The sequence below is a fragment of the Rufibacter sp. XAAS-G3-1 genome, assembly GCF_013623775.1.
Lineage (GTDB): Bacteria > Bacteroidota > Bacteroidia > Cytophagales > Hymenobacteraceae > Nibribacter.
In genome coordinates this window covers 1-25,190 of the sequence record NZ_JABFAM010000013.1, presented here as the reverse complement: position 1 = coordinate 25,190, position 25,190 = coordinate 1, and the positions used below count along the sequence as shown (strand labels likewise).

Sequence of the window (25,190 nt, the reverse complement as noted above, 5' to 3'; positions counted from 1 at the left end):
TATTTAAGAGAACTCAACCCACCTGCTCTACAGCTTTGAACTCTATACCGTTGTGTTCTCCGTAGCGTGCCCTATACTCTTCCTCAGAGAGACCTTTGATCGTTGGGTTAAGGAACATGTCCGACATTTCAAATTGCTTTCCTACTACATGGGTAACTGACCAGGTGCCGTCTTCTTCCTGCATCGCAATAACCAATGGTGCTTCCCTCTTCATGGCCAACCTCAGCGCCGGCGCCGCGGCTACCATGGTAATGTTGCCGGCCAATACATCGGCCAGTATCTCTCTGCTAGTCTGTGTCATGCCGCTGGCGGGTTATGGAAGAAGTTGTACAGCGTCAGGTCTGTGATTACCTCCGCCCGTTCATCATCGTTGTCATCATCATCGGTGGAGTATATGAGCGCATCCAAAAAGGAGCCCAGCACCACCACCTCACCGGCTCCGGCCTCGTTGGCTTCCCTCAGCTGGCTCAGCACATGCACGTCCTGGTTAACAATGGCGTTAACCGCCAATTCCCGGTACTCTTCGCTGCTTGTCTCTATGATGGTCATAAGCTCTGGTTTAAGCGCCTACCGTTGTCAGGTAGGACAATGACTGTATTAACCTTCTTTGGGTCCGGATGGGTTACTAAGGTGGCGTTGCCCAGCTGGCTGTCTTCGCTGTCAAAGTACAGCGCCTTCCTGTACCTTGTTTTCTCTTCCACCTCTTCCCGGGTAAAGCCCTTTTTGGCATCGCAAACCTTAAAGCTTTCTGATACCTCTACCAGGCTGTAGGTGCCATCCTTCTCTTCCAAGACCAATACCACAGGGTTTTCCTCTGCCATGGCCTGCCGCAAAGCTGGTGCCGCCTGCTGAGGGGTAAGAGCGCCGGTCAGTACTTCCGCCAATATCTTTCTGGTGTTTTCCATTAGAATTCCTTTTCAAACCAAGCATCGTATGCGTCTAGCTCCGCTCTGGAGATGTAGATTGCCTTTACCCGTTTCAGCGGGTTCCACTTCCGTATGTCATCCACCACAGAAGCCGCCAATTGGTTAGGGGTTACAATGACGGATTGCTTATACCCGTCCCGGGGCTCTACAAGCGCCACCGTTATTCCTTCCTTCTCAAAGCTCTCATAAAGGACCACTTCCACAACAGGGAATGCCTCTTCCACCGGAACCCCGTCAAGTATCTTCCTGAGCGCTTCTATCTTCTCCTGTCTTTTCATAAGGTGATTGATTAATCTAGCCGCTTAACCCCTGTTGCTGCCCAGGCGGGTATTTCCTCAGGGTAGTTTATGTTTGCTTGCACCTTCTCTATCTTTTCCCTTTCCTCAAGACATTTCTCACAAAAGAAATAGTCAGTTTTCTGGTATAGCCTCCCGTAGTACCCATTACCTCTGCTTGTCTTTTCGACATACTTGAAGACAAACTTGTGTTGACATTCAGCCCCCATATACACAGGTTATTTGTCAACGGCACTTAATACCTGGTGCACCAGTTCGTTCAGCTGCTCATCTGAGAGAGCCTCCAGTTTATTCTTGATTTCGCCGGAGTGCTCCACCGCCTTTAGGGTAGGGAGCCCGAACGCCAGCAGCTTTGTGTAGAAGTGCAGTTTGTCGGAGGGGCTCAGCTGCGTGAAGGCTTCCGTCACCGTGTCAAAGTTCTCATCCAGGAAGCCGTTCACCCGCTCGCGCATGCTGCCTGTCAGTTTATTGGGTACCCCAGGTTTCCTTCCATTTGGGTTGTTCGTCTGGCCTTTTTTCAGTCCCATGGTTTTTGCTGATTTTTGTTGTTTTCAAAAAGTACGCTTTCCCTTTTCTGCTCAAATTCCTCTCTGGTGATATGGCGCTCTTCTATCGGTTTGTTGAAACGCTGCTTCCGTATATACCTTAGGTAAGGCTTTACCTGCTGGCTGGGTATCTCCCCGCAGGTGTCCCGGCCGCCGCCCTTCACCAGAATAAGGGAGTGGGTGTCGGTTGCCTGTTCCACCAGAAAGACCTGTATGGAATCCATAGGCCCTTCTGCAGTATTGGTGATGAAAGGATTTAGGCCCAGTCCGCCAAGGGTCTGGGCCCCCATTTCCCTGAGCACCTTTTCGTCAATCGCTTCCCTTACCCAGTTAGAGGCTTTGTTGCCCTTCCTTCTCAGGTAAGCGGCCTGGTCTTTCAGAATGGCGAAACTCTTCTTTACCATAGAGTAGTTGAAGCTGCTCTCCATCCGGCTAATATCTGTTTGCCTGGTATCTCTGCACCAGCATTTTGGTGGCCTCGGGCTTCAGGGTAGCCATGTTCTGGGAATCCAATACCAGGGTGTCAATGGTAGGGTGTACACCCAGCTGACCTATGAACCGGTGCTTGTTGAATTCCTCCTGCACTCCGTTGTAGGCTTTCTCCAGCTCTTTCAGTTTGAGGTAAAGGGCTTTTTCCTCCGGCGACTCCAGGTAAATCCTGCAGTACTGCTCTTTCAGCTTCTCCTGGTTCTGCCCGTTTATTTCTGGGGAACCCTCCTCGTTGATGGTGATGGAAGACAGAGGAAAGATAAGGGGAATGCTGCCGGGGCTCTGGCCGGCTTGCCTAAGCACGGTAACCGCCTTGTAAAGGTCACTCAATAGCGCCTCGGCATCTTCCGTCATCTCCTGCCTCAGATTCTTAGCCTTGAAGGGAGCCAAGGCGAGCGCCTGCCCTACGGTGCCCATTACCTTATCCCTGATGGCGGACGGGTTATGGATAGCCGCTTGGAAGGCTTCATTGTCAAAGGGCCCGATGTTCAGTTCGGAGTAGGCTTCTGCTATATCGCTGACCAATCCGAACAATTGTTTTCCTCTGCCCATTAGCCCTTGGAAGAGATCAGGGTCTTCATGGATAAGTATCTTCTCCTGAGAGGGTGTTTGGGGTAAAGTCTGGGTCTTCATGGTGTTTATCTTTTGTGGTTTTTAAGCCAGTTGAATAGGTCAAGTGCTTCTGGGTTGATGGACAGATGGGAGGGCTGGTCTTTCTCTTTCCTTTCTCTGAAAAGGGCGTTGAAAGTAAGGCTGTCTGCTACAAGGGGGCCTTCCTGATGCTTCCAGATTCCCGTGGGGGCTAATGCCACGCTCATCTTGTTCCACTCAATAGTAAAAGCCTCCAAGGCATCCAAAAAGGCCTGCTCTTCTATAGTGTTGCTTTCCATCCGGTTATTTCTTCAACTGCCTGGCTCTGATTTTATCCCTGAAGGCTGCAACGGCCGGGTCTACGCCCTCTTTGGGGGCAGGCTCCTCCTTTGCTCTTCTTGCCAAAGGCTAAAATATCGGGGTCTACCTTGTTTTTATCTTCTGCGCTCATTTTTGGAAAGGTTAGGTAAGTGTTTTATTACCTGTTTCTGCAAAAGGGTGCCCAATCTTCCAAAGGCACCCTACATGCTATCTATATTTCTTCGAGTTTCGGATGTATCTCAAAGAGGAGAAAAGAGTTGGGTTAAGGCTGAATACTGGAGTCTTGGCATCATCCCTGTCTTCAGAGATTATCATGTGCATGGTGTGGCCGTTCCCGAACATGGGGCCATAGGTTCTTTCCCATACATCCGCCCCTTTGAGGGTCTTCGCCATTTTGTTGAACGCCTCGATAAAGGCCTCAGCATCTTCTTTGATGCGCAGTTCCTCCTCATTCTGGATGTACTCCCTGAACATCTCCAAGACCATGGCTTTGCCTTTCTCACTGATTTCGGGGACATCTGCCACGTTCACCACCTCGCTCAAGGGAAGCCGGTGCAGTTGTTCCGAGTTACCATTGAAGGTGTTGTGGAAGCGGTACATCCTGTCGGCTATCGGGCCATAGGGGTTGGCCTTGCTCATCACGTCTTCTTTGACGAGTCCGGTGCTCACCCCTAGGAATTCCCTGACGGCTTTCACCCGGGCTTCTATGGCAGCCTGCACCTTGCGGCCCCCGTGTATGATGTCTTGCCATACCTCATCGCTGAAGGGCTCCTGAAGGTTGAGTTTCTCATACATCGCCTTGATGTCTTTCACGGTGGGAAGGACGTGCAATCGGTAGGACTGCATAAAGCTCTGGTAGGCTTTCGCGTCTTCGTGAATCAGGATGGGGAATTTTTGGGTGGTGGTTTCCATGGGTCTCTTGCTAAGTGGTTAAAGGTTTACTGCGTCAATCTCCTGCTGGGACGCCTGTGGGATATGGCCCAGGGCATCAAGCTCTGACTGGGTAATCTCAATATGGCCTATCTGCTGGCCGTACTTGGTTCGGAGCAGGTCCAGGACTTCGCTCACGACATTCTGCCGGTGTTCGGCCGACAGGCTCTTCAATGATGATTTTGCCATTTCTGTGGGGTTAAGGGTGGTTAGATGATGGGGAAGTGTTTCATGATTTCGTCAACCCGGGCCTGCTCCTCCGCCTCTTCAGGGGTGAGTTTTCTTTCCGTTTCCGTGGGTGCCTGGTTAGGAGGCGTTGTACCCATAAGCGCATCAACAATCTTGTTTATTTCCTGCTGCTGTTCCGGTGTCATGGCTAGGCTTATCTACTTATACTATTTTCTTTAGTAAATGTATATAATAAGCTATTATACAGGCTATTATATGATATAAATATAGCTAAAACCCATGGTATTTCCAACGATTTTCGGTATCTTTAATAGGGACTTCTTGTGAGTGGTGAGGCAGTGGGGAATCCTTTTGGGCCCTGCTGCCAACCCCGCAGAACCCGAACCAATAAGCCTGTGAGTATGGGATTTGAAGCGCAGTTTAGCCGCAGCGACATCAACCGGGTGATTGACCGGAAGCTGAAGGCCATGTATGATACCATGATTCAGACCCTGCACTTTGTGGGGGATCGGTTCGTGACCAACGTGCGCGAAAAGGTTCACGCAGACCCATCATACCGGGAGGCCATGAAGACCAGGGCGCGGGCGTCAGGCCTTACCATTGGAGCGGTTCCGCTGTCCCCCTTGAAGATAAAGCCTAACAGGAGCGGGAATATTACACAGGCAACACCGCGCTATAAAGACCGGACCGGTGCGCTCACTTCCTCCGTGGGTTTCCTAATCCAGAACAACGGAAAAACAATCAGAGAACACTTCCCAGAGACAGGAGAGGGTACCGCCAAAGGTATTGCCGTGGCCAGAAGGGCCGCTGCCAAGTACCCTACCGGCTTGGTGCTGGTAGTGGTGGCAGGCATGGAGTACGCCGCGGCTGTGGAGTCGAAAGGCTACGATGTGCTGACCGGCTCTTCCTTTATCGCTGAGAGAGAACTGAGGGAGGCACTGGCAGCCTTCAGGAAAAGATAAAACGATTACCCACCCATAAACCCCAAATAAATGATTAAGAATGTAAGAACCCGCACCGAGATTACGGAGGATGCCATTGACGCGCTGACCCACCGGCCGGCCATCAAGGTCTCCTTCGCCACGCCGCCCAAGAACCTGCGCCAGAAGATTGACCGGCTGCTGGGCAGGCACCAGGAGGAGAAAGTGTACCTGGTAGGCTCCCTTAAAGTAGGGACCGTGCTCAGAATCTCGGCCGAGGCCATGAAGATACCCGATGATGTGCTTTCCGGAATCCCTCAGGGCCACGAACTGGACAAGACCGGCGCCATACTGCCCCTGGTGCACGACCACCTGCTCACACTGGTGGAAATCATCGCCCTGGCCCTGACTGACACTGAGCAGGAGCCTGAGGAAGAGCTGCGCCGGCTTATCCGTAGGGAGTTTGACATGCCGATGGTGCTGCGCGTGCTGAGCGCCGTGTGCTACCAGGTGCACCTATCGGATTTTTCTACCTGTATAGTCTTGACGAAGAGCCAAAACGCACTTCCAAAGGTGAACCCAGAAAACGGAACCGGGGAGAGAATAGCCCGTGGTCATTAATCGGCGGTGCATCGAGGTACTACCGGTGGACTCCAAAATATGTGCTTTGGGAGATGACCTGGATTAACCTGGTCATGTTCATGAACATCATTCCGGAAAGTAGCCAAGATGACAATGAAGATATAAAGAAAGAGGGTAGTGGTCCGGATAACATCATACGCCCTACTTCCCTGGAGGAATTCCAACAACTTTTAAACCTATAAGCCATGCCTGCAAGCGTAAGCGGAGATGACATGTCCCTGGACTGGGTGGCCCGTCTGGACACCAAGCAATTTGACAAAAGCATAGACCAACTTAAGATTAAGCTGGAATCCGTGAGGGCTTCGGCCCAGCGGGAGAAAGACCCGTGGCGCCTGGTGGAATACAACAAACAGGCCCAGGTGCTGGAGGAGCAGATAGCCAAGATGGCGAGGGCAGGTTCCCGCGGATATGATGACCTCGGGAATGCTATTCAGAAGCCCATGGGACAGTTGGAGAAGCTGATTGCCCTGCAGAAAATCTACGCCAACGGCGCGGCCACCACCGGCAACCCTGAACTTATCGCCAAGTACAACGCCGCCCTTCAGCGCACGGAATTACAGATCAACAGAACCCGTAACATCGGGAAAACTGGCTTTAACGAGGTTGGGGACGCGGTGAAACGGAACACCGGACTTTTAGGGGGTATGTGGAGCGGGTTGAAGACCGTAGCCAATATCCTACCGGGGCTGGGTATCGCTGGTTTGCTGGCCTTTGCCATAGAGCCGCTGATGAACTACCTCTCAGGTCTGGACCTCCTCAAGAAGAAGACGGACGAGGCGGCTGAGGCAAGGAGACACCTGGCCAATGTTGCGCTGACAGGTAACCAGAACGCGCAGGCGGAGCTCACCACCTTACGCACGCTCTACCGGATAACCCAAGACACCACCATCTCCCTGGAGAAGCGCAAGGCCGCCGTTGACCAACTGCAGAAAGATTATCCGCGGTACCTGGGCAACATCAAGGATGAGGAGTTCCTGACCGGCAAGGCAAGCGATGCCTACCAGCGCCTGACCGATTCCATCCTGGCCACCGCAAGGGCACGGGCAGCGGAAGAGGGTCTTACCGAGAATGAGCGTAACCGGCAGAAGATCATAAGCGAGATAGTAGAACTGGATGAGAAGGAGCTGAAGCTCCAGGAGAAACTTGCCCAGTTGGATGAGACGAGAAGAAAAACGGCCAATACCTCTGCCCGGGAAGGCACCCGGCAGGATGTAGACTCTGCCATCTCCGCCAACCAGCAGGCCATCGTTGAGGTGATAGGCGAAAGGGAGAAGAAGTTAGACGGCATCCGTAAAATCGAGAAAGACAACCTGGGGCTCACCAAGTTCATCACCAGGGAAATAAAGAACGGGGCAGACCTGACCGATGAGGTAACGGAGAAAACCAAGAAAGGGAATGTGGCCGCCAACGCCAGGCTTACCCTTTTGCGGCAGATCACCGCCATCACCGCCGAATACAACCGCAAGTCCATGGCTCCGGAAGAGGCAGAGATTCAGGCGGTTATTGATAAGTTCATGAAGATCCGGGCGGAGGTGGTGAGGTTCAACACGAAGAACCCCGGCAGCGGAATCAATATTGCCCCTTTGGATGATTTGAAAGTAAAGGTCATTGCCGACCTGGAGTATAAGCATGGCACCGAGAAATTAAAAATAGCGCTGGAAGAGAGTAAGAAGCTGGTTTCTGACTATGAACAGGCAAGGGAGGAAGTGTCGTCAGAGTACGCTGACAAACGCTACGGGGCAGAGCTTGAGAAAGCCAAGCAGACCGCCAAGGATGCGGCCGCTGAACTGGCCAAGCTATCCGCGATTAAACCGGAAGACTTGACCACAGGGGAAAGCAGCCGGAAAGACTTCCTTACTAAAAACGCCAAAGAAGAGGAGCAACGGGAAAAGGATAGATACCAACACCTCCTGACCGGATTACGAACCTATCAGCAGCAGAGAACAGGCCTTACTGAGCAATTTCAGAAGGACGAAGCGGCTTTATTACTTAATGGAGACCTAGCCGCACTTGAGGAAAGGAAACGCATCTACCAAGACGATTTAAATTCCCTAGACAGGGCCAATATAGAGAAACTCAACATTTTCGAGGATCTACTCAAGGGTGTTGATAACCTTACAGTTGACAACGCCAAAAAGGTGGTAGCCCTCGCCCAGGCGAAGCTGGAGAAGTTGATAAAAGCAGGTCTTAAAGACAATGAAAAAATTGAGGAAATCCGTAAACTCCTAAACCAAGCCTCCAGGACCATTGAAGAGAAGGTACCGAAGGCGATTACTACCATGGCTGGCCAGTTTAAGGGTCTCGCTGGTTCGGTGTCAATGATCGACAAAAACTTCGGTTCATTACTAAATACGGTTGGGGACGTTATCGGAGGCGTGGGCACCTTGAAAAGCACCATCAACAGCATCACTGAATCTTTAGCCGAGCTTAAAAAAGAAAAGGCTGCGGGCAATAGCGGCGCCGAATCACTAATGGGAGTCATCGGGGGTTATGCCTCGGGTATTGGTTCTGCGATTGGTATTGTCGTTGCCGCTATGAACACCATCAAAGGGATTGCCTCCCTGTTCGATAAAACCGCTGAATACGAGCGGAAACAAGCCTTAGCAGAGGATCAGCGCCAAAATGCCGAGGAAATAAGAATCAGGCAAATAGAAAGCGGCACAAAACTCATGGAGGCTCAGTTGGCGGTTATCAAAGACCTGTACGGGGCACGGAGGTTGACGGAGTACCGGCGGGGTCTGGCTTCCATCACAACTGAGTACAAAAAGCAGATACCTGCCATTGAGCTCCTGTTTAGACGGATACGCCAAAGGGATGAAGGCCAGAACGGCGTGCCTACTTTGAATGAGTTGATAGCCTCCCTACAGGACATCAACAATAACGCATTGGCCATAGCCCGCTTACGGGATATTTTAGCCCAGAACATCACGGACGGGAACTCGGAGGCCGCTGCCCAAATCAATGCTTTATTGGATGCGGCAGAACAGTACCGCGATACCCTGAACAGCATCCGGTTTGAAACCACAGGAACTTCCTTTGATTCTTTGCTTTCTGAAATTACCGCCTTGTTTGAGCAGGGCCTTGACCCTGCGGCGAAAGAGTTCGGTGAAAACTTTGAGGCAATCATAAAGCGCTCTATTTCTAAGGCATTCGAGAGAAAGTGGCTAGAGGAACAATTACAGGAGTTTTACATAGCCTTTGACAAAGCAGCAGCAGATGGTTTAACTAAAGACGAAATAGCCGACCTGAAGAACTTGCGTGAAAAGCTGCTGAAAGATGCTCATGAAGGGTATAAGCAGATGCAGGAGATTGCCGGAGTGGACTATCAGCCGGAGGACTCAAAACAGGATGCCTTACGTGGCCAAATCAAAAGCATCACCACCGAACAGGCGGACTTACTGAACGGGCGTACTCTGGCCGTTCAGATGTCTTTGGTGAACATCAAGGATTTGCTTGCTAAAAATAATGTTGACTACATGGATATGGGGATGCAGAAGCTGAGGCAGCTGGAGCGGATTGAATACAACACGCGCCTAACCCATGAGAAGATTGACCTGACCAATAGAGCGTTGCAGGCATTACCACCTATCCTTACCAGTATTGATAATGGGGTGCGTTCTAGTATTGATGCCATCAGGGCCAATGGAGGGTAATCCTTATTTATCAAGGATTGCACCTTTATAAGAAAAGGTTTCTACTTAACATAAAAAGTCTTATAAGGAAAAGGCCCCTCACTCACTGCAGTAGAGGGGCCTTTTGCGTTTCATTTCTTGCATCTATCAATGATGCTGTTTTTCTGGCACGGCTTACATGAACAGTTGCTCAGTAACATCTTTGAGGGTTAGGTGCTCTTCATCCGTTATGGTTTCCCCTTTGCCATTATACCAGTACTTGAGAACGCCTTCCAAGAACTCTTTCTGCTTTACCGATAGGTACACCTCATCATAGATTTCCCCCGGTTCTTCATTGGTGGGAGAGCCGAACAATCTCTGGTAATCATCACCGAAAGGAGGCTCAAATTCTTTCACCTTCAGGTTTGCAATGGCATCTCTTAGCTTATCTTCTGGGCTATCCCAAAGCTCATAAGGCTCAAACTGCTCACAGCGGAGGGGCTGCCCGTCCACAAGGTCAAAGTGCCCCACAATGGTTTGCCGTAGCGTGGCCATATCATCGCTGTGATACTTATCTGTTGCATTCAGGATGTTTACCAGGGGCGCCGCGTTACGTGCTATCTGCCCGTTCTCCATCATAAAGGCTACGGCTCCTAGTACTTCCTTCAGGGTGTCCGCTGGATTAGGCAGGGTGTTGGTTTTTGCGGTGTTCTCTGTTGTGATTTGCATGGTTTTGGGTTTTATGGTTAGTGGTTGAATTATGCTGCCTTAGATTGTTTGAAAGTTGATAAGAGGGTGCAAGTATGAATAATAAAGGTGCTGCACTCTGAATGTTTGCCGGAAAGGAATAAGTAGTAGTTCACCTTCTCTATGGCTTTGTCATAGCCTAGTGCATCGCATAGCTCAGAAAATGTCTGATTGTAGAACTCTACTTGTTCCTGCTCTTCTTCAGGTATTAAGGTCACTTCTGAAACGCGGGGTAACTCAGCTGGAGCGGATACAACATGAGTGTAAGACTTGTAAGGTTTTTGGGTTGGCTCCTTCTGCTTTTCCGAAAACAAGGTGCTATCCATGTACTTGATCCCTGAGTCAAGGCACCGTTTAAAAAAGGTACCAATATCCCCTTTTTTCCCACCAAGGCAGGACCTATAAACAGAGTCAGTCTCTTTTGGAGAATAGGTAGGATGGTATTGGCTAACCCGGTGAAAGTAATCCCGGCCGGTTTCTTCAAATACAGCGGCTAGGCTATAACCAATTGCCGCCCACTCGGTCTGACTGCAATTTTTAGTTATGTCAGTGCATGTGCGCTCAATCTCACTTATACAGGCCTGTACTTTTCGTTCATTATCATCTACACTTTGGCGGTATGCAGTAGGCACGTAAGCCGGCGGGGTGTAGAAAGCTTTTAAGGGTTGGGCGCTGTGGTTGAAGTAGGGTTCCTCATCATAGCTGTAATACCTGAAGCTGGCAGGATTGGAGGGGGCAGCGTCTAGGATTATGCCGAAATTTAGGAAGGCTTGCTGAAGGGCTTTGAAGTGCTGCTTGTGCTTACTCCTGTCCGCTATCGGAACCAAGCCCCAAAACCCGGCACCACTCACAGACAACCCGCAATAGGCCACTGAGGAGATTTTGCATATCTGCTCTTTAAGCTGGGCAAAGTTGGTGATGTGTTTGTTTTCCTTGAAGTCAATGTCAAACTGGATAAGGCCGCTATGTTCAATAAGACCAGCTTCCTTCCTTTCGGTAAAACGTCCGGAAGGTGTGATCCCTGGTAGGTACTCCTTCAGCGCCTTCCTTTTGGCAGGTTCTTCCTCTTTCCGGATCTCATCTACTGCAGCCCTGTATTTGGTGGACTTCAAGTAGGATAAAAGATTCACGTCCTTTGGTTCTGCTGCGAAAGTGGAATAACCGGAAACGGTAACATTTAAGATGCTTTCCATAAATAGGCTTTTTAAGTATTGATGTTACAGGTAGTGCAACAGTGCAACCCTATATATATAGGGGTTGCACCTTTGCACCATGTATGCGCCTAGTAGTGCAGTAGTGCAATTGCACCTATTTTGCACCTTTGCACTAAGGCTTATTAGTATAGGTGTATTTGTTCAAGGCCGGGTCTCTCTCAATCAAACCGCAATCTTTAAGATTCTTAATTCTGGTAAGGGCGGTTCTTTCTTTAACCGTTTCAACTTCCATTATTTGCGCCTGTAGTTCTGCAGTTGTGTATGTTTCAGTACCGATCGGAAAGAGCTGAAAAACCAAATCAGAGAGGCCCGCTTCTTTGGTTTCCTCTTTGCTGACCTTCTTTTTGATCCCTATGAATACATGGTATCCTAAGTCAGTGTCATATTCAAATTGGATAGGTGGAAGGTTGCCGCTGTTGCGCAGCCTTTTGCCTTCAATCGTACTGATTCCGCTATCTTGGTCTTTGGTAATCGCAATAACACTTTCGCTTTTGCGTTCCAACTGGCTTCCGAAATGCCCCCTCCCCTTTTCGCTTATGCCCGGGTTGAAGTGCAGCACGTTTATAAGAGGGCAGTTATAGTTGACCGCTAAGGCCGTAAACTCCTGCACTACATCGTTACTCTCCTTCAGTTCATTCGTATCATTCACGAAATCAGCACCACCATCTAAAATGATCATATAGATACCGCCATGCTTTTCGGAAAGGACTTCGCATAGTTGGAGAAGCTTTTGTCGGCGATCCTTAACATCAAACAGCTGGAGATTAAAGGAGTAGAACCAGTCAGTTTCTGTTTTGCGGGGTGTCCTTTTAATTGCCTGCATCATACTCCGGTGATGGTCATACCGTGACTGCTCACTATCAATATGAATTAGGGCCTTGCCTTCGTCATTTCGCTTTACAGTGATGCCTAGGGTGTCTGGCGGGGTGTCTCCAGGTATAGCTAAGGCTCCGGCTAATATGGCAGCAACAACCCCACTTTTGCCCGCTTTGGCTTGGCCTGCAATGGTGGTGATGTTCCCGGCCGTGGAAAGGATATTCCCGTCTACACTGATAATAGCATCAGGCCTAGGTATTGAATTGTAAGAGTGGAACCTATGCGGCTCCAAGGTTTCCAGCAGATTTGGCTTTTCAAAAGTATAGGAGGGCGGCGGAGTATCCCCAAAGGCTTCATTTAAATCAAAGTCCTCCGGTATGTCTACAGTGATTCTTTCGGATGGGTCAAACATTTACCCCGCCTCCTTGCTCGAACTCTTCTATCCTTAGTTTGAGACTTTCAACAGAGATTCCGAACCGTTTGGCGATATTCTCCAGTCCTTTATCTGAAAAAGAAAGGAAGGGCACTGTTTGCAGGAAGTGATTGATTTTCTTATCTTTAGCTTGCGGATCTAAAGAATTATCTTCGGAGGTGTGGAATGTTTTGCTCATTTCGCACCTCCTTTTTTAGGGCCCTTACCTCTTAGGGCTGAAGTAGTGGCAGGTAGCTTTGCTTCAGCTGCTTCCTTTCTTCCTCCCTTTAACCATGCCGTAAGCTCTTGCTCAGAGAAGTACAGGCGCTTGCCCCTCTTCATGTAAACAATCTCATTACGGCTTACCAGGCTGTAAATGGTAGGAGTAGCCAGGCTAAGGAACTCGGCTGCTTGAGTTACTGTAAGAAGCCTGTCATTTTGCGGGGCTGCTGATTGTGTTGCTGCCTCAGAGAAGTAGGCCACCAACTCCTGTCTGAACAGTTGCCGTATCTCTGGTATAGATAATTGGGTTAATACTAAAGCTTCCATTGCATCAATAGTTTAGTGAACTAATGATGCAAATGACCTAAGTAAGGAGTACCCCATTCAAGACCCATTTATATCTTGGGATACAAATGGTATAGTGTTTATTAATTGATCTTATTAAGGTTGTTTTCTCCTTTCAACATTTTACTAGACTTATACTTTAGCCATTCTGTTTTGCATAGGCGTTTACTTTCTGTTAGATCACCAGCCGGCCTGGTAAGATAGGCGTATGTTGTGCCTCCAAAATTTTTCATGCAACCACTTTTCTTGTCTTGATACTGAAAATAAGTATTAATCCAATCCTCAGTTTGCCTTTTATCCTGAGTAAGTACTCCATTGTAATGCATTCTTCTAAACAGTTCAACCCATTGCTTTTGTGAGCCATTGAATGTTAGCTTTCCTGTTATTTTCTCCCCCTTCAATGCACTCAGCAACAGATGTTGTTGCTCAGAAAAAAGATGTTTAACCTCATCATAGATAATATTTATTTTATCTTCAGGGATAGTAATCAGCTTAATTGGAGGTGTCGATGTGTTCTCTGATTTTGAATGATCAGTAGATGTAAGGTTAAAACTATCATCATTCCTTTTATGGTTTAGTTTAGTTTCAAGCCATTCTTTGAACAAGAAGTATTTACCATATACTTGAGCCGGCAGAGGACCATTAACAATTGGGCACTCATTTAATTGGTAATAATTATGTTTAAGCCGGAGATATTCATGCTTTATAGATTCTTTTGTATGACCTTTGAAAGCTTCTTCTATGCTTTCCTTTTCCGCACTAGCTATAAAGTCGTTTATAGAAGTAAGCTTTTCTCTGCAAACATCTGGCTTAGGGGTTCCGAATGTATCATACAAATTCATTTGTAAAGACTCAAGTAGCATCTGTGCCTCATAGTTCACTAGCCTCTCCCATGCTTGAGACTTAGAAGTTATTAGCTTGAATCTAGTTCCTTTATATCCAGCTTTCACATTGGCGCTACTCCAGTATGCATTGGTTTGTTCAGCCTCTTCTTCAGTTGTCACATACTCTTCTCTAATGGAATCTTTATATGTCAAACTAGGCCTACTTACACCAAGGTACTTTATGTATCTTTCATTATATGAATCAAGCCAATCCTGTCCACTATAAGCTTTTGGTTTATTAATTATTTCAGAGCTTTTTCCAATCTCTTCAATAATTATAGCATCAGCATAAGTCTTTAACATTTCATACCTAGCCTTGAATGTACTTTTATCACTGTTCCGATTTCCTAAGGCGTTTAAAATATCTATATGGATATTTTCCTTTTCTTCTTTAAAAGTATTCAATACAGCAAATTTTAGCCCTGGCATGGTGAATTGATTAGTAAGATCTATTATTACCCTGCATATTGCCCTAGCAAAAGTTGAATAATCTTCATTTCCTTCTACCAGAACATATCTTTTAAAAGCCTCAACTTTATTGTGAATTTCATTTAACAGTTTAATCGTACTGGTATCCTTTAGTGACCTCCCACAATATCTATCTTCAACATCATTGTTTATTTGCTTCTTGTTAAATCTATCAAATAACCAATAGATTACTCTATCTGCTTGGTCGTCTTTAAATCGATTAGAGTTAGTTCTTGCATTAGAATAAACCTCATCACTTATGAAGTTTTTGACATACCAATGGAATTTGGGCTTTGGAGCAAGAAGAGAGAACTCATTGAAAAGGGAATCCCTGAAATACTCATCTTCAACTATGATTTTCTTGCATTCATATCCAATTCTATACCTCTCATCTAAGCCATTGTTAATTGAGCTTAATTCGTATTCAAAGTCTTCCGATATTGTTGGCATAGTAACTGTCTTTAAATATCTAACAACTTAATCTTTCCAGCGGCCTCCTGTTTAGCCTTATCCATCACCTTAGCATAAACCTGCGTAGTCTTCAGATCCCGGTGCCCTAGCAGTTTGGAAACGGTGTAGAGGTCTGTGCCCATAGAAATCTGTAGCGTGGCGTAGGTATGCCTGAAACAGTGGAAAGTGATGTGTTTAGGAATGCCAGACTCCTCAACCCACGTCTTTAGATTCTTAAGCAGGGTACGGGAATAGCTAAGCCCCTCAAAGACATTCCCTGAACTGCGTTCACCAAGCAGGGAAACCGCCTCTTCTGAGATAGGCAAGGTCTCAGTACCTTTCGTTTTCTTTTGCCTGAAGCGTATGGAGTAACCGTCTGCTTGGCTGTGCTGGATCTCTGGCCAGGTCAGTTTCTCAATGTCTGAGTAGCGTAGCCCGGTAAGTGCTGAGAACAGCGCTGCCTTCCTGAGTAAGGTGTTTTTGCAGGGGGTGGAAGCCAAAACCTTAAGCTCCTCTAATGTCAGGAACTCCCGTTCCGTCTCCTCAGCTTTTATGTTTTTGGTGTCCTTATCTAAATCCTTCAGTAGGTGTCCCTCTTTAAAGGCCAGCTTAAGGGCAGATTTAAACTTCCCGTAGTAAGACCCCGCCGTATTCTGGGAGAGAGAGGCATCTTCTTCCTTAGGCCCCCTATAAGTCAACAGGAATTCTCTGAAAGCCTCGCAATCCTTTGCAGACAGTTCTTTCATGGGCTTTGTCATGCCAAAGAACTTAACCAGGTAGTTAAGGGTGCCTGTCCAGTTACCTTGAGTGGTTCCATCTCTCTTCTCCTTTAAGTCCCTGAAAAAGGCAATGAAGTCTGCATGCAGGTCTTTTGCAGTTAGGAAACCTAATTGCCCGGCTTGAACCTCCAGCTGCCTCTGAGCCCGTAGGTTTTCTGCTAGGGCCTTGGTTTCCTTATTATGAGTGCGTTCCAGAACTGTCCTGGGCTTCGTGAAATAGTAAAGGCCGGTATACTCAAAGCGGGTTAGTTTCCCAGTTTCTGGGTTTGGTATGGGTGGGTAGTAGTCCAGGCGAACGCTCTCCCGATTATTGAGCATGGCTTTGGTGCGAAGCTTTACCTTGGTGATCTTCATGCCTCAGGTGTTTTTGGGGTAGTGAAAAGCAAGTCAATGTCGGAGCGGCGTATCAGTGTCCTTCTCCCTAGCTTGCCAACCCTAAGCTCTCCCCTATCAATCAACCGGTAAACAGTGCGCCTGCTTATGGGAAGAAGTTGTGTTAGTTCCTCTATGGTCAGATACTCTTTCGCCTTCAGTTCCTCAAATGGCTTGGAGGCTGGAACCTGGGCAGCCTCTTTCTTGGTTGCTTCAATCTTCTCCAGCTTAACCTTTAGCTTATAGGCTCTCTGGCCACAACGGAGGCCGCAGTATTTGGTAACTGTGCTCTTGGCTTCAAATGAGGCGCCGCAATGTTGGCAAGCCCGTTCAATCCGTATGTTACTCATGCGTTCCCTGTGTCAAAGACTGTCTTTTGCTGCCATCAAATGCCATTGTGTGCCATTTTATAGCTGTTATTGAAAAAATTCTCCCTTTATGTTTGGAAATGTACATAAAAGGAACAACATTTACACAAAGAAAACGAATATTACCTATAAACAAAAACATAGAGGGCAATAAAAAAGCCTCATAACGAGGCTTCTAGACTGGTTTTGATATCGGGTTGTTAATGCTTGCTTTGCTAGGGAATATTCGTACTGGAAATATGGAAGAACAGAAAAACAATCCGCTGCACGGGAAAACCCTTGAAACGATTCTGGTGCAGTTGGTAGACCACTACGGGTGGGATGCGTTGGGTGACCGCATCCGGATCAACAGCTTCACGCACAACCCCAGCATCAAGTCCAGCCTTACCTTCCTGCGCAAAACGCCCTGGGCCCGGAAAAAGGTAGAAGACCTGTATCTGGACACTTTCGCCTAGTTTGTTTCTTTTTCAGAAACATAGGCGCCAAAATGCTGGCGCTCCTTTTCCCGCACACGTATCGTATTCAGAATCAGCAACAACATGTCAACAGATAATAAACTTCGGCTCAACAAATTCATCAGCGACTCGGGCTTCTGCTCGCGCCGCGAGGCCGACCAGTACATTGAGGAAGGCCGCGTGACCATTAACGGCCGCAACGCCAAAAAAGGCGCTACCGTAAAACCCGGCGACAAAGTAGCCGTGGACGGCGAAGCCATCCGGTCTAAAAAACCCAACGAGCGGCCCATTTACATTGCCTTCAACAAACCCACCGGCCTTACCACCACCACAGATACCAAAGACAAGAAGAACATCATTGACTTTATTGGCTACCCCAAGCGTATTTTCCCCATCGGGCGCTTGGACAATGCCTCTGAAGGGCTCATCTTCCTGACCAACGACGGCGACATTGTGAACAAGATCCTGCGCGCCGACAACAACCATGAGAAGGAATACGTGGTGATGGTGGACAAGCCCGTAACGGACGAGTTCATCCGGAACATGAGCAACGGGGTACGCTTGTTTGAGGGCGTGACCAAGAAATGCTTTGTGCAGCAACAAGGCCACAAGGTCTTCCGGATTGTCTTAACCCAAGGCCTGAACCGCCAGGTAAGACGCATGTGCGAGGCGCTGGGCTACAAGGTGGAGAAGCTGAAGCGCGTGCGCATCATGACCGTGAAACTAGACGACCTGCCTACCGGCCACTGGCGCTATCTTACCCTGGAGGAGATGAAATCCATCAACCAACTGGTGTCTGAATCCTCTAAAACCGAAGATGCTTCCAGCTGGGGCAAAGAAGCGGCCCGCTCTGCCCGCAAAGCAGATGCGGAAGATGTACCGGAAGAAGCAGACGAGGTAATAGAGGAATTTGGCGTGAAAGTGCACAGCGTAGGCAAACCCAAGCGGACTTCTGCGGAGTACGAGCACCCCAACGCCAAAGCGGCCCGCAGACCCGCCCCAGATGCTGGTGCCACCCGCCGCATTCCCAAAGACTACACGCCCGGCAGAAGACCGAAGAAAGAGGCCTCCAGCCACGCTGATGATGCACCCGATACCGATAGAACCTCCAAAGCACCCGCAGAGCGGAGACCCAAACCGGCGGCTGGCAAAAACCTGAAAACCAAATCTGAGCACGTCTCCAAGAAAACGCCCCGGTCGCCCAAAGGCTCACTGCCCGCCAGAAACCCCAAAGCAGCCTCGGCCAGGAAACCCAAGCCAGGTTCTGACCAGAAACCCACCAGAACCGCCGGTACCCGGGGGAAAGGACGCAAGTAAAGCACTGCCTAGTTGCTGGTTAAATAGAATTACAGCTATTTATAAGGGATAACGTTTTGAGCCTGCTTATTGAATTTCAGGTCTAAAACGCTATCTTTTTTTTTATAGGGTTGAGAAGCTAGACGTTTATAAATGACAAGGAAGTAGCCGAGTTTTGAAAAGAAGTCTCTAATTTAATATAAATGTCTTTTTTACGTTTATATTTAAAAAAGATTAGCAGCACAAACAACATGAACTCCACCAGACTTTTTAAACTCATTCTTGCGATAACGCTCCTAATCAGCGGACTGGCCGTTAACGCGCAGAAGCTGAAGAAGAACCAGTTCAACAACCCCTTGGCTACGCAGAGGGCAGACCCGCACGTGTGGAAAGCCACAGACGGTACCTATTACTTTATTGCCACGGTGCCTGAGTACGACCGCATTGAGATGCGGAAGTCGAAAACCATCAATGGCATAAAAGAAGCGCAGCCGGTGGTGGTATGGCGTAAGCACGCCAAAGGCCCCATGGGCAACCACATCTGGGCTCCCGAACTGCACCAGATAGACGGCAAATGGTACATCTATTTCGCGGCCGGTTCAGTGGAAGACAAATGGGCGATACGCAAATACGCTTTGTCCAACGCATCAGAAGACCCCACCCAGGGCGAATGGAAAGAGGAAGGCGAGATGGTGAGTAAACCCAATCAGTTCACGCTGGATGCCACCACCTTTGAACACAAGGCCCAACGCTACATGATCTGGGTAGACCGGGCCTCTGCCAAGGAGGTGAACACCGGCCTGTATATCGCCCCAATGACCAACCCCACCACCCTGGCTGACCAACAGGTGGTCATCTCCCAACCTGAATATGCGTGGGAGAGGAAAGGGCATAACGTGAACGAGGCCCCGGCCGTGATTATCCGCAACGGAAAAGTGTTTGTGACCTTCTCGGCCAGCGCCACCGATGCCAACTACTGCCTGGGTTTACTCTGGGCCGAAGAGGGTGCTGACCTTCTCGATCCCGCCTCCTGGCACAAATTACCGGAGCCGGTTTTCTTCACCAACGAGGCGCTCAAGCGTTTCGGGCCGGGGCACAACAGCTTTATTGTGGCCGAAGACGGCAAAACCGATGTGATGATTTACCATGCCCGTGACTACAAAGAAATCAAAGGCGAACCCTTGTACGACCCCAACCGCCACACCCGCGCCCGGGTACTGAGATGGACTAAGGATGGCATGCCTGATTTCGGGCAGGAGTTGAGTGACAATGAAATGGCGTTAAAGAAGCCAAAAAAGGCAAAGAAAAGATAGTGCGTTTAAATGTCATCAAACATAAGATCATAAGCCGCATGTCTCCCTGTAATGAGGGAAGACATGCGGCTTATGCATGCTTACAGAACCAAGAACAAGCCTGGAAAGAATGCTCAGTTTATCTTAATGATTTTTGTTGGAGTTACCATAGAACACCATGTTGTGGCAGTCTCTTTTTTACTCATAATAGTTCTTAGCTTCAAAACCGCCTTTTTTCAGCATTTCAACTAAAGCGTATTTGTGGTCATTGCCAATTAGAACCACGATTTTCTTTCCTTTAAACTCGTTGGCATACTTGATTATATTTTCGGCCATTACTTGGTTTCTTCTGTTCCAATAATTCTTTCTGAGTTCAGCAAAACTTAGCCACTTCTCCAACTCCTTGGTTCTCTTAATGATTGAAATCATGAGTTCAAAGTTGATTTTATTCTTTAGTGCATGGAATCTAGTTGCAACATCTGAATTTGCCTCCCTCAAAGAACTGAAACTAAGCTCTGAGTAACTGCTTAATGCGGAAAGCAAAATCTCAAAGTCAGCTTTACAGTTTTCAGAGAATCTATTGTCTTTGTATATGTTAAGCATTTCACCGAACATCTTATTCTCTTGTTCGTGATACTTTTCTTTCTGGTAAAATTCATGCCTTCCATTTATGTCAAATGGTCGGAGTAGGGTGCCGTTTTGTTGCTGGTAGTTATAACCAGCAATATTTTCATTGCCATTTAGGAATTCTTCCAAGGAATATTTTGCCGTGTTGAACTTAAAGTCTTTTGTAAAATGCTCATCTTCAAGCTCTAATAGTATTATATCAGGCCGTACCTTATTCAAGGCAGTAATTAAGCTGTCAGGGTTTATGTAGTTTTCTTCTTTGTGTGCTGTTCCAATCAGCCATATTTTATTTTGACTATAACCTAATGAGGTAGATAATAAACTTAAAACCAATAATATTTTTCTCATTCTGGGTAATTATTGAGATTGCCCCTAACAGTCTCGTATAATCAAAAGCTTAGGAGGCTCTTTTCTTAGTACATACGACTCCAGAAAGTCTGCATCTTTTGAGATGACAATACGTTCTCCTTCTGTGGCTAATCGGGTGATGTACCCGTCTTGCATTCTATTCTTGTCAGGCAGTTCGAGTGTATGGATGGAGTCTATGCCTTTGGATTTAATGAAGTCAGAAAGAGTTTTGGGCAATTGTGCATCTACAATGAACTTCATGAAGCTATCCTGTAGATACTTTTTATCTGGGTCAGCTTAGCCGCATACTGGAGGCAAGCCAGAAAATCTTCTTTCTCCAAGTCCGGATAATCTTCCAGGAGTTCTTCTATTGTCATACCGGATGCCAAAAGTTCGAGCATATTGTCGACCGGATACCGCAATCCACGGATGATAGGTTTACCGTGGCAAATATTTGAATCTATCGTTATCCTGTTTATGAGTTCTTCTTGCATATCCACTTATACTTTTAATTATAAAAAATAGGTTAAAATCTATTTATTCTGATAATTATGTTTTCCCCTAACGGCTAGTGTAAACGGCGGCGGAAGCCGTCGGCCGAGATGCTGTTTACACTAGCCTATGTTTGCAAAAACTAACTAACTTGTATAAAAGAGAAGAAGGGAAGGAACAAGATTTATTATACAATGAGGCCCTTGCGAGCCTGTCTAACATGATAATCCCCTTCCTTTCCTATTGTTACTTTGAAGAGTTCCATAAAGCCCGAGAGCTTGCATCAGGATAGATAAAGCCACAATAGTCTTCTCCCTTTCTGTTTTTGTTAAACTTACTAAAAACCCTAAGCTATGCAAACAGTAGTCGGTATTGATGTGAGTAAAGAAACCTTGGCTGCCTGCCACCTAGTGGCCGGTGAACCCCGGCACCTGGAGGTGGAGAACGCCAAGGCAGGCTTCCGCAGGCTGCTCAAAGGCGGCGGGCCGGAGAGCCTGTATGTGATGGAAGCCACCGGTTCCTATTACATGCGCCTGGCTTATTTCCTGGTTGGGCAGGGCGCAAAAGTGGCGGTGGTAAACCCGTTGGTCATCAAGCGTTTCATCCAGATGCGCCTTGGCAAGGGCAAGTCTGACCGGAAGGACGCCCAGTGGATCATGCGCTACGGCCAGCAGAACGAGCTGAGGCTTTGGCGGCCCGACGATGCGCGGCTGGTGGAATGAAGGCAGCCGGGGCAGGCCATTGAGCAGCTCATTAAGCAAAAAACCATGACCCTTAACTCCCCGGAGGCTTTGGGGCAACAGCCGGTCAGCAGTAAAGCGACCCTGGAAACCTTGAAGCTTACGCTGCTGGTGCTGCAGAAACAGATCCGCCTGCTGGAGCAGGAGCTGGATGGTCACCTGCGGGAGCAGTTCAAGGAGCAGACGGGGCTGCTAAGCTCTATCCCCGGCATTGGCAGCAAAACGGCCGGTATGCTGCTCCTGTCCTTTGGCGGGTTCAGGCAGGCTACTTCTTACCGTCAATTGATTGCCAAAGCGGGCCTGTGTCCCCGGGAGTATAGCTCCGGGCCTAGTGTCCGGGGTAAAGTCAGAATAACCAAGATGGGAGGCAGCCAGATCCGCAGCAAACTATACATGTGCAGCCTGACGGCAATGCGGGCGAACACGGCCTGCCGGGAGTTATATGAGCGGCTGGTTGCGAAAGGGAAAAACCGAAAACTGGCCTTGATCGCTGTTTGCAAAAAGTTGCTCAAGCAGGCTTTCGCTATTATTCATTCGGGTGTTGCCTACCAACCAGATTTTAAAAGATTTTCCGCCTGATTTTATTGACTTTTAACAGAGTTCATGTTAGCAGCTGCTTTTTTATTCTCCAGCCTTCTCCAGAATCTTTCTTTCTAAATCCAAAGAAAGGCGAAAGTCTGTTTCCTTTATTTTTTCGAGGATAGGTCTGACTGACGGCAAATAACCGCTAAGTTTGGCTTCAACTAATATGCCGAATGTTCCGGTAAATTTTAGCTCCAGGCTGGAAGCTAATCTCCTTGCTTTGTAGTCATCCAATATCAGTAGGCAGTCGCCTAACTCAACAGCAAGTGCTATTGCGCTTGCTGTTGAGTTAGGCGACTGAGGCTTTGAGCAAATCCTCGTAAGTCTTGTTTGCAGCGTCTTTAATTGAAATCCAGTCTGGCAATGCCCGCCCGAATTCATGCGCGATAGTTGAGGTTATACTTATTTCTCTATAAAGTGCTTTGAGTAATTCTATTTCACCTACTTTGTCCAATATTATCAGACAACTTGTGTCAGATATGATTGTTCTTTGCATTTAGGATGTCGTTGTCTAAGTCGTCAACAGGGTAATTAAACACGGATACTCCATAACTGCCAAGCAACTCCATGAACGTTCTTTTAGAGTATCCAGCAAACTCTGCGGCTTGTCCGAGCGATAGTTTGCCCATTTCGTAAAGTTGGGCAGCAAGTACCATGACAGCCTCCTTTGCCGTCATATCAACCGTTTCAGGTAAGTTTATTACTAAAGTTTTCATTTTAGTAAGTTACGATTCTAATGTGATAGTTGTTGATTTTATTGCTTGCCCCTAACGGCTAGTATATGCAAAGCCCGCAGCGGAGCAAGGGTTTTGTATATACCAGCCGTTAGAGGGTGTTTTTCTTTAATATTCCTGAATCAGCACGTTTGTCGGAATATTTAGACTTTTATGAAGGTTCCTTATCATTTCTAGCGTAAGTTTTCTTTTCTTGTTTAATACCTCACTTACCCTGCTCTTGAAGCCCAGAACTTCTGCTAAGTCTTTCTGCTTTATCCCAAGCTGCTCCATTCTGAACTTTACCGCCTCAATCGGGTCTGGTGCTTCAATCGGGAAATGCTCCTTCTCATAAGAGTCAATCAAAAAAGAAAGAACCTCCAGTTCATCTCCTTCCTTCGTGTCCGGCTCAGCGTCAAATATATCTTCCAGCCGTTGAAGCGCTAATTGGTAATCTTCCTCTGTTTTTATAAGCTTTATATTCATTTCGTCTCAAATTTTAGTTGCGTCAACTTTATCGTATTCGGCGTGCGTACCAATGAACCGAATCCACACGACGCCATACTTGTAGTTGATTCTTACGATTAACCTATAGTTATTTCCCCTGATGTTGAAAACCATTATATTGTCCTCCAATATGCTAGCTGAAGGATAATCTTTCTTGATGTCGTTTGGAGACTTCCAAGTTGCTTGCTCTGCCTCATTATACCAGGCCTGTAGCTGCTTCTCACTATCAGCATGCTTTTCCCAGAAATCCCGCAGTGCCCGTTTTGCTATTACTCTCACTTCTTTCTTTTATAACTCAAATATAAAGAAAAAAGTTACCATTATGGTAACTATAAGTAAAATTATATTTTAAATACCCTCTAATGGCCTCGTGTGAAAGACGGCGGAGGGGAGGCTGTCGGCCACTGGCGTTTACACCTTTATATTTGCCCAATCCTTAATAGTGCAATTTCTTTATATTTGAAATGGGAGAGGAGAACTAAACGTTTACATAGGTTTCCATGCCCCTACATTGTGTTAGTCCTCCCCCCATTTCTTCCGGTCGGCCTTGACCAGATAGAACACTAGGCCTGCATGCCTGCTAAAGGTGAGAGTCGCCCGACCTTATTTTTAACGCCAATTAAAGATATGGGAAAAAACCTTTTCATCGGCATCGACGTCAGCAAGCTGGTGCTGGATGCCACCGCGCTTTTCCCCGACAACGGGCACTGCCACTCCCAGTTCAAAAACACAAAGGCTGGCTTCGGCCAACTGGCCAAATGAGCCGCCAAGCTCAGCCCCGGCCCGGACCACGGCCTTATCCTCGGCTTCGAGGACACGGGCGTCTACTCCGTCGGCCTGGGCAGGTTCCTGTCCGGGAAGGGGCTCAGGTTCGTCTCGGAGAACGCCTACCGCATCAGGCGCCCCATGGGCATCGTCCGGGGCAAGGACGACCAGGCGGACGTCTCCTTCCAGAATTACGTAGATGCCGTCCATGATGTCATTTTTAATGTCTGTCACTTTTCCAGTCACGTAAAAAGTTTGTCCTTTGAAGTTCTGGTCAGCTTTTACCTCATTATCTTCATAAGCGGAATATAATTGCTCAGCTGTAATTGTGTTGTTTTTCCGCGCCTCTAATTGGGCTGCTTTTTCAACATTGGCAATACTATCTTTCTGTGCTTGAGTTAATTGAACTTCTGTAGTAGTCGGTGTATCTGCTGATGTTTCTAAATTATTCTCGTCGTCGCTTCCTAAATTGATAATTACTAAAAATGCAATAATTGCTGTAACTCCGATTTTCCAGCCTTTTGAAATGTTATTTGATTTCCAGAGAGCGTATAGGCCAACAGGAAAGAAAATAAAAATTCATAATGTTACAAGTCCTTTCTTATTATACCATTTTGTTGAAGTAGAATTTTCCATTTTTTGCTTAGCTTTTCTTAATTTTTAAAATTGTTTTTGGTTGAACTAGAGTTGTTGAAGTGATTTCTTGATGGAGGCTCGCGACCTTGTGTCATTTTTATTTTATTTAATTACGCACAACCTTTAGATTGCCCCGATATAATTTTTCCAACTGCTATAGTTCTAAATCACCAGGTATAAGATTAACTTCAACATACCTG

Annotated in this window: 35 protein-coding genes; 8 read left to right on the top strand and 27 right to left on the bottom strand. The window is 47.4% G+C overall.

Annotation, left to right across the window (positions count from 1 at the left end):
• Nucleotides 1–13 precede the first annotated feature (13 nt).
• The 11 genes from HHO50_RS15205 to HHO50_RS15155 form a co-directional block, all read right to left on the bottom strand.
• A complete protein-coding gene (locus HHO50_RS15205; protein ID WP_181306991.1) occupies nucleotides 14–301 on the bottom strand; it encodes a hypothetical protein in 288 nt (95 codons plus the stop codon).
• The gene (locus tag HHO50_RS15200) at nucleotides 298–549 is read right to left on the bottom strand and encodes a hypothetical protein (RefSeq protein WP_181306989.1); all 252 of its coding nucleotides are present in this window, start codon (nucleotides 547–549) and stop codon (nucleotides 298–300) included. The genes HHO50_RS15205 and HHO50_RS15200 overlap by 4 nt, the downstream gene beginning before the upstream one ends.
• Entirely contained in the window at nucleotides 546–905 is a 360-nt protein-coding gene (locus HHO50_RS15195; protein WP_181306987.1) for a hypothetical protein, read from the bottom strand. Before HHO50_RS15195 ends, HHO50_RS15200 begins: the two co-directional genes overlap by 4 nt.
• A complete protein-coding gene (locus tag HHO50_RS15190; RefSeq protein ID WP_181306985.1) occupies nucleotides 905–1,204 on the bottom strand; it encodes a hypothetical protein in 300 nt (99 codons plus the stop codon). The genes HHO50_RS15195 and HHO50_RS15190 overlap by 1 nt, the downstream gene beginning before the upstream one ends.
• 236 nt (nucleotides 1,205–1,440) lie before the next feature.
• The gene (locus HHO50_RS15185; RefSeq protein ID WP_181306983.1) at nucleotides 1,441–1,749 is read right to left on the bottom strand and encodes a hypothetical protein; all 309 of its coding nucleotides are present in this window, start codon (nucleotides 1,747–1,749) and stop codon (nucleotides 1,441–1,443) included.
• Nucleotides 1,740–2,171, bottom strand: coding sequence for a hypothetical protein (locus tag HHO50_RS15180; protein WP_181306981.1), 432 nt, complete (start codon nucleotides 2,169–2,171; stop codon nucleotides 1,740–1,742). Before HHO50_RS15180 ends, HHO50_RS15185 begins: the two co-directional genes overlap by 10 nt.
• A gap of 28 nt (nucleotides 2,172–2,199) precedes the next feature.
• Complete coding sequence (locus HHO50_RS15175; protein ID WP_181306979.1) at nucleotides 2,200–2,889, bottom strand: hypothetical protein; 690 nt, start codon at nucleotides 2,887–2,889, stop codon at nucleotides 2,200–2,202.
• A gap of 5 nt (nucleotides 2,890–2,894) precedes the next feature.
• On the bottom strand, nucleotides 2,895–3,146 hold the full coding sequence (locus tag HHO50_RS15170; protein ID WP_181306977.1) for a hypothetical protein: 252 nt from the start codon (nucleotides 3,144–3,146) through the stop codon (nucleotides 2,895–2,897).
• Between the two features lie 229 nt (nucleotides 3,147–3,375).
• Nucleotides 3,376–4,080 (bottom strand): hypothetical protein, encoded by a 705-nt coding sequence (locus HHO50_RS15165; RefSeq protein ID WP_181306976.1) that lies wholly within the window; start codon nucleotides 4,078–4,080, stop codon nucleotides 3,376–3,378.
• An 18-nt stretch (nucleotides 4,081–4,098) separates the two neighbouring features.
• On the bottom strand, nucleotides 4,099–4,287 hold the full coding sequence (locus HHO50_RS15160; RefSeq protein ID WP_181306973.1) for a hypothetical protein: 189 nt from the start codon (nucleotides 4,285–4,287) through the stop codon (nucleotides 4,099–4,101).
• A gap of 20 nt (nucleotides 4,288–4,307) precedes the next feature.
• Nucleotides 4,308–4,472 (bottom strand): hypothetical protein, encoded by a 165-nt coding sequence (locus tag HHO50_RS15155; RefSeq protein ID WP_181306972.1) that lies wholly within the window; start codon nucleotides 4,470–4,472, stop codon nucleotides 4,308–4,310.
• Between the two features lie 216 nt (nucleotides 4,473–4,688).
• Here HHO50_RS15155 and HHO50_RS15150 point away from each other — a divergent pair, with 216 nt between their 5' ends.
• The 3 genes from HHO50_RS15150 to HHO50_RS15140 all read left to right on the top strand — a co-directional run bounded on the left by HHO50_RS15150 (nucleotide 4,689) and on the right by HHO50_RS15140 (nucleotide 9,502).
• On the top strand, nucleotides 4,689–5,249 hold the full coding sequence (locus tag HHO50_RS15150; RefSeq protein ID WP_181306971.1) for a hypothetical protein: 561 nt from the start codon (nucleotides 4,689–4,691) through the stop codon (nucleotides 5,247–5,249).
• Nucleotides 5,250–5,279: 30 nt separating this feature from the next.
• Nucleotides 5,280–5,828, top strand: a complete 549-nt coding sequence (locus tag HHO50_RS15145) for a hypothetical protein (RefSeq protein ID WP_181306969.1) — start codon at nucleotides 5,280–5,282, stop codon at nucleotides 5,826–5,828.
• A gap of 206 nt (nucleotides 5,829–6,034) precedes the next feature.
• On the top strand, nucleotides 6,035–9,502 hold the full coding sequence (locus tag HHO50_RS15140; RefSeq protein WP_181306967.1) for a hypothetical protein: 3,468 nt from the start codon (nucleotides 6,035–6,037) through the stop codon (nucleotides 9,500–9,502).
• A 153-nt stretch (nucleotides 9,503–9,655) separates the two neighbouring features.
• Here HHO50_RS15140 and HHO50_RS15135 read toward each other — a convergent pair whose 3' ends face one another.
• The 8 genes from HHO50_RS15135 to HHO50_RS15100 all read right to left on the bottom strand — a co-directional run bounded on the left by HHO50_RS15135 (nucleotide 9,656) and on the right by HHO50_RS15100 (nucleotide 16,519).
• Nucleotides 9,656–10,189 (bottom strand): hypothetical protein, encoded by a 534-nt coding sequence (locus HHO50_RS15135; protein ID WP_181306965.1) that lies wholly within the window; start codon nucleotides 10,187–10,189, stop codon nucleotides 9,656–9,658.
• Nucleotides 10,190–10,218: 29 nt separating this feature from the next.
• Nucleotides 10,219–11,400, bottom strand: coding sequence for a BT4734/BF3469 family protein (locus HHO50_RS15130; protein WP_181306963.1), 1,182 nt, complete (start codon nucleotides 11,398–11,400; stop codon nucleotides 10,219–10,221).
• A 133-nt stretch (nucleotides 11,401–11,533) separates the two neighbouring features.
• Nucleotides 11,534–12,649: an AAA family ATPase gene (locus HHO50_RS15125; protein WP_181306961.1), complete on the bottom strand. Its 1,116-nt coding sequence runs from the start codon at nucleotides 12,647–12,649 to the stop codon at nucleotides 11,534–11,536.
• Nucleotides 12,642–12,848, bottom strand: a complete 207-nt coding sequence (locus HHO50_RS15120) for a hypothetical protein (protein WP_181306959.1) — start codon at nucleotides 12,846–12,848, stop codon at nucleotides 12,642–12,644. Before HHO50_RS15120 ends, HHO50_RS15125 begins: the two co-directional genes overlap by 8 nt.
• A complete protein-coding gene (locus HHO50_RS15115) occupies nucleotides 12,845–13,198 on the bottom strand; it encodes a helix-turn-helix domain-containing protein (protein WP_181306957.1) in 354 nt (117 codons plus the stop codon). The genes HHO50_RS15120 and HHO50_RS15115 overlap by 4 nt, the downstream gene beginning before the upstream one ends.
• A 101-nt stretch (nucleotides 13,199–13,299) precedes the next feature.
• Nucleotides 13,300–15,018 carry a hypothetical protein gene (locus HHO50_RS15110; RefSeq protein ID WP_181306955.1) on the bottom strand — a complete coding sequence of 573 codons (1,719 nt, stop codon included), beginning with the start codon at nucleotides 15,016–15,018 and terminating at the stop codon, nucleotides 13,300–13,302.
• An 11-nt stretch (nucleotides 15,019–15,029) separates the two neighbouring features.
• Complete coding sequence (locus HHO50_RS15105) at nucleotides 15,030–16,151, bottom strand: site-specific integrase (RefSeq protein WP_219921559.1); 1,122 nt, start codon at nucleotides 16,149–16,151, stop codon at nucleotides 15,030–15,032.
• Complete coding sequence (locus HHO50_RS15100) at nucleotides 16,148–16,519, bottom strand: helix-turn-helix domain-containing protein (protein ID WP_181306953.1); 372 nt, start codon at nucleotides 16,517–16,519, stop codon at nucleotides 16,148–16,150. Before HHO50_RS15100 ends, HHO50_RS15105 begins: the two co-directional genes overlap by 4 nt.
• A gap of 257 nt (nucleotides 16,520–16,776) precedes the next feature.
• Here HHO50_RS15100 and HHO50_RS15095 point away from each other — a divergent pair, with 257 nt between their 5' ends.
• From HHO50_RS15095 to HHO50_RS15085, 3 genes are all read left to right on the top strand, one after another.
• Nucleotides 16,777–16,992: a VF530 family DNA-binding protein gene (locus HHO50_RS15095; RefSeq protein ID WP_181306951.1), complete on the top strand. Its 216-nt coding sequence runs from the start codon at nucleotides 16,777–16,779 to the stop codon at nucleotides 16,990–16,992.
• Between the two features lie 84 nt (nucleotides 16,993–17,076).
• A complete protein-coding gene (rluF, locus tag HHO50_RS15090; protein ID WP_181306949.1) occupies nucleotides 17,077–18,309 on the top strand; it encodes a 23S rRNA pseudouridine(2604) synthase RluF in 1,233 nt (410 codons plus the stop codon).
• A 230-nt stretch (nucleotides 18,310–18,539) separates the two neighbouring features.
• The gene (locus tag HHO50_RS15085) at nucleotides 18,540–19,601 is read left to right on the top strand and encodes a family 43 glycosylhydrolase (protein ID WP_181306947.1); all 1,062 of its coding nucleotides are present in this window, start codon (nucleotides 18,540–18,542) and stop codon (nucleotides 19,599–19,601) included.
• 177 nt (nucleotides 19,602–19,778) lie between these two features.
• Here HHO50_RS15085 and HHO50_RS15080 read toward each other — a convergent pair whose 3' ends face one another.
• From HHO50_RS15080 to HHO50_RS15070, 3 genes are read right to left on the bottom strand one after another with little or no spacing between them, the layout of a single operon-like run.
• Nucleotides 19,779–20,555: a hypothetical protein gene (locus HHO50_RS15080; RefSeq protein WP_181306945.1), complete on the bottom strand. Its 777-nt coding sequence runs from the start codon at nucleotides 20,553–20,555 to the stop codon at nucleotides 19,779–19,781.
• 24 nt (nucleotides 20,556–20,579) lie between these two features.
• Nucleotides 20,580–20,816, bottom strand: coding sequence for a DUF5615 family PIN-like protein (locus HHO50_RS21570; RefSeq protein WP_181306943.1), 237 nt, complete (start codon nucleotides 20,814–20,816; stop codon nucleotides 20,580–20,582).
• A complete protein-coding gene (locus HHO50_RS15070; protein ID WP_181306941.1) occupies nucleotides 20,813–21,049 on the bottom strand; it encodes a DUF433 domain-containing protein in 237 nt (78 codons plus the stop codon). Before HHO50_RS15070 ends, HHO50_RS21570 begins: the two co-directional genes overlap by 4 nt.
• Before the next feature lie 351 nt (nucleotides 21,050–21,400).
• Here HHO50_RS15070 and HHO50_RS15065 point away from each other — a divergent pair, with 351 nt between their 5' ends.
• Both HHO50_RS15065 and HHO50_RS15060 read left to right on the top strand, forming a co-directional pair.
• A complete protein-coding gene (locus HHO50_RS15065) occupies nucleotides 21,401–21,769 on the top strand; it encodes a transposase (RefSeq protein ID WP_181306939.1) in 369 nt (122 codons plus the stop codon).
• Between the two features lie 45 nt (nucleotides 21,770–21,814).
• Nucleotides 21,815–22,366 (top strand): transposase, encoded by a 552-nt coding sequence (locus tag HHO50_RS15060; protein WP_181306937.1) that lies wholly within the window; start codon nucleotides 21,815–21,817, stop codon nucleotides 22,364–22,366.
• A 42-nt stretch (nucleotides 22,367–22,408) separates the two neighbouring features.
• On the opposite strand, the gene HHO50_RS15055 is transcribed toward HHO50_RS15060, so the two are convergent.
• The 5 genes from HHO50_RS15055 to HHO50_RS15035 form a co-directional block, all read right to left on the bottom strand.
• Nucleotides 22,409–22,750, bottom strand: a complete 342-nt coding sequence (locus HHO50_RS15055; protein WP_219921558.1) for a DUF3368 domain-containing protein — start codon at nucleotides 22,748–22,750, stop codon at nucleotides 22,409–22,411.
• Nucleotides 22,751–22,842: 92 nt separating this feature from the next.
• Nucleotides 22,843–23,085 carry a UPF0175 family protein gene (locus tag HHO50_RS15050; RefSeq protein ID WP_181306935.1) on the bottom strand — a complete coding sequence of 81 codons (243 nt, stop codon included), beginning with the start codon at nucleotides 23,083–23,085 and terminating at the stop codon, nucleotides 22,843–22,845.
• 126 nt (nucleotides 23,086–23,211) lie between these two features.
• A complete protein-coding gene (locus tag HHO50_RS15045) occupies nucleotides 23,212–23,568 on the bottom strand; it encodes a type II toxin-antitoxin system HigA family antitoxin (RefSeq protein ID WP_181306933.1) in 357 nt (118 codons plus the stop codon).
• Between the two features lie 6 nt (nucleotides 23,569–23,574).
• Nucleotides 23,575–23,868, bottom strand: coding sequence for a type II toxin-antitoxin system HigB family toxin (locus tag HHO50_RS15040; RefSeq protein ID WP_181306931.1), 294 nt, complete (start codon nucleotides 23,866–23,868; stop codon nucleotides 23,575–23,577).
• Nucleotides 23,869–24,198: 330 nt separating this feature from the next.
• Nucleotides 24,199–24,846: a hypothetical protein gene (locus HHO50_RS15035; protein ID WP_370457614.1), complete on the bottom strand. Its 648-nt coding sequence runs from the start codon at nucleotides 24,844–24,846 to the stop codon at nucleotides 24,199–24,201.
• Nucleotides 24,847–25,190: the final 344 nt, after the last annotated feature.